Raw genomic sequence first — 2,467 nt, forward strand, 5'->3', positions numbered from 1 at the left:
GAAGAGCAGCGTCATGGGGTAGTAGCGGACATGGAAGCGCTGCCAGGCATGCGTCTCGGGCGTGCCGCCCCCAAGCCACGGCGCGCGGCCGGGGTCGGTCAGCCCCGCCCGGCCTCCGACCTTCTGCAGCGCCAGCGCCAGACCCACCGCCACGGCGACCAGCACGGCAGGCCCAAGGAGGGTTTCCATCGGCTTCCCTCGTTATTGGTTGTTGCAGTTACAGCTAGGTGGCGCCCTGCCAAATGCCAACGCCGTCCGGACGAAACGACGCGAGAACAGCGGGAACGTCTAACAATGACCTTGACCTTCCATCAGGAGGAAGGTGTGAATTCCGTTTATGTCGTTAGTGTTTTACAGTGTGCCAACGGGATGAATTAGCCGTGTGTTATCGTTCACATCCGTTTGACTTGATTGCCCGAGCCGTGCGGGGTTCGCTTCCCCGATGATGCGCTGGTGGCGAAATATTCGTCGTTACGTCGCTGCGGCCGTGCTCTGTCTGCTGCTCGCGCCACTGGCGTTCGGCGGCGTGGAAACGGCATTCGCCGCTCACGCGGGCCACGATGCCGGCGGCGTCGCCTCGGCGCCGAATGATCACATGGCCATAGATCACGGTGAACTGCCCTGTTCGCTAGTCTTGGCCTGTGATCACGGCCATTGCGCCAGCATGGCTCTGGCGTCACCGGCTCCCTCGCACGCCTGGCGCGGGGACACCTGCCAGCCCGGACCGGTGGCCGTTTTCGACGGTCGCGAACTGCGGCCCGTTCCGCCACCTCCGAAACGCATCTCCTGAACCGATCACCGTCCGCCGGTATCCGGCGGCCATGACTTTCCGGCGTCCGCGAGACCACGCGTGCGCCCGTTCAGGAGAACTGTCTCATGACTACCATCAGGAATCTGCGTTTCATCGCCGTTGCGGCCGGCGCCGCACTGGGAATCGCCGCGAGCCATCCCGCACTGGCCGCCGGAAACCACGACGGGGGGCACGGCCACAAGCAAGAGAAGGCCGAAGGCGGCCACGGTCACGGCGAGCATGGCAAAGGTGAACGCCGCTCGATCGGCCACGCCGGCGACCCGGCGAATGCCGACCGCACGGTCGAGATCACGATGCTCGACAACAGTTTCGAGCCGGAGAAGCTGACGATCGAGGAGGGCCAGACAGTCCGCTTCGTGGTCACCAACAAGGGCGAACTGGTTCACGAGTTCAACATCGCCACCGCGGCCATGCATTCGTCCCATCAGGCCGAGATGATGGAGATGATGCAGAAGGGCGTGCTGGGCGCGGACAGGATCCATCACGACAAGATGGGCGAGCACGGCATGCGCCACGATCACGCCAACAGCATCCTGCTGGAGCCGGGCGAGAGCGGTGAGGTCGTCTGGACCTTCGACACGGACGCCGAACTGGAATTCGCCTGCAATGTACCCGGGCATTACGAATCCGGCATGAAGGGCCCGATCCGGCTGCACCAATGATCGCTCTTCATCCGAAACAGGGAACACAACACATGCGCAATTTCGCAATCGCGCTCGCCGCGGCAACGCTCGTCCTGGGCGCCGGCGCCGGCGCCGTCTCGGCGGGCGAGTACGAGATCACCGTCGACCGGGTCGGGATCGACACCGGAGATTTCACCCGCACGGGTGTCGGTTTCAACGGGGCCAGCCCCGGGCCTGTCCTCCGGTTCAGGGAGGGCGAGGACGTGACCATCAGAGTCACCAACAACCTCACCGAAAGCACCTCGATCCACTGGCACGGGCTGATCCTGCCCTACCAGCAGGACGGCGTGCCGGGTATCAGCTATCCCGGCATTCCGGCCGGCGAGACTTTCACCTATCGCTTTCCCATCGTGCAGAGTGGCACCTACTGGTTCCACAGCCACACGGGCTTCCAGGAACCTGACGGCGCCTACGGCGCCATCGTCATCGAGCCGAAGGAGCCCGAGCCCTACGCCTGGGACCGGGAGTACGTCGTCCAGCTCGCCGATGCGCACCCCCATTCGGGCAACCGCATCATGCGCAATCTCAAGATGATGCCGGACTACTACAACCGGAAACAGCGGACGCTGTTCGACTTCCTGGGCGATGCCGAGGACAAGGGCTTCGGTGCGGCCCTGAGCGACCGCAAGGCCTGGGGCGACATGCGGATGATGCCGACGGACATCGAGGATCTGCAGGGCTTCACGCCGCTGATCAACGGCAAGGGACCGGCGCAGAACTGGACAGGCCTGTTCTCGCCCGGCGAACGGGTTCGGCTCCGCTTCATCAACTCCTCGGCGATGACCTATTTCGACATCCGCATTCCCGGCCTGGAGATGACAGTGGTGCAGGCCGACGGCAACGAGGTGCAGCCGGTCGTCGTCGACGAGTTCCGCATCGCGGTGGCCGAGACCTTCGACGTCATTGTGGAGCCGAAGGACGACCGCGCCTACACCATCTTCGCCGAATCCATGGGCCGCACGGCCTATGGCCG

The 2,467-nt window shown here is 64.4% G+C and carries 2 protein-coding genes and 1 pseudogene; 2 read left to right on the top strand and 1 reads right to left on the bottom strand.

The features are described 5' to 3' along the window. A pseudogene (locus tag CWC60_RS23820) lies at window positions 1–189 on the bottom strand (NADH-quinone oxidoreductase subunit A); the annotation flags it as partial. 687 nt (window positions 190–876) lie between these two features. Between CWC60_RS23820 and CWC60_RS00820 the strand changes: the two are divergent. Both CWC60_RS00820 and CWC60_RS00825 read left to right on the top strand, forming a co-directional pair. Beyond that, complete coding sequence (locus CWC60_RS00820) at window positions 877–1,473, top strand: cupredoxin domain-containing protein (protein WP_109792165.1); 597 nt, start codon at window positions 877–879, stop codon at window positions 1,471–1,473. A gap of 32 nt (window positions 1,474–1,505) precedes the next feature. After that, a partial coding sequence (locus CWC60_RS00825; protein WP_164516301.1) for a multicopper oxidase domain-containing protein occupies window positions 1,506–2,467 on the top strand: 962 nt, incomplete at its 3' end.

The sequence above is a fragment of the Minwuia thermotolerans genome, from assembly GCF_002924445.1.
Taxonomy (GTDB): domain Bacteria; phylum Pseudomonadota; class Alphaproteobacteria; order Minwuiales; family Minwuiaceae; genus Minwuia; species Minwuia thermotolerans.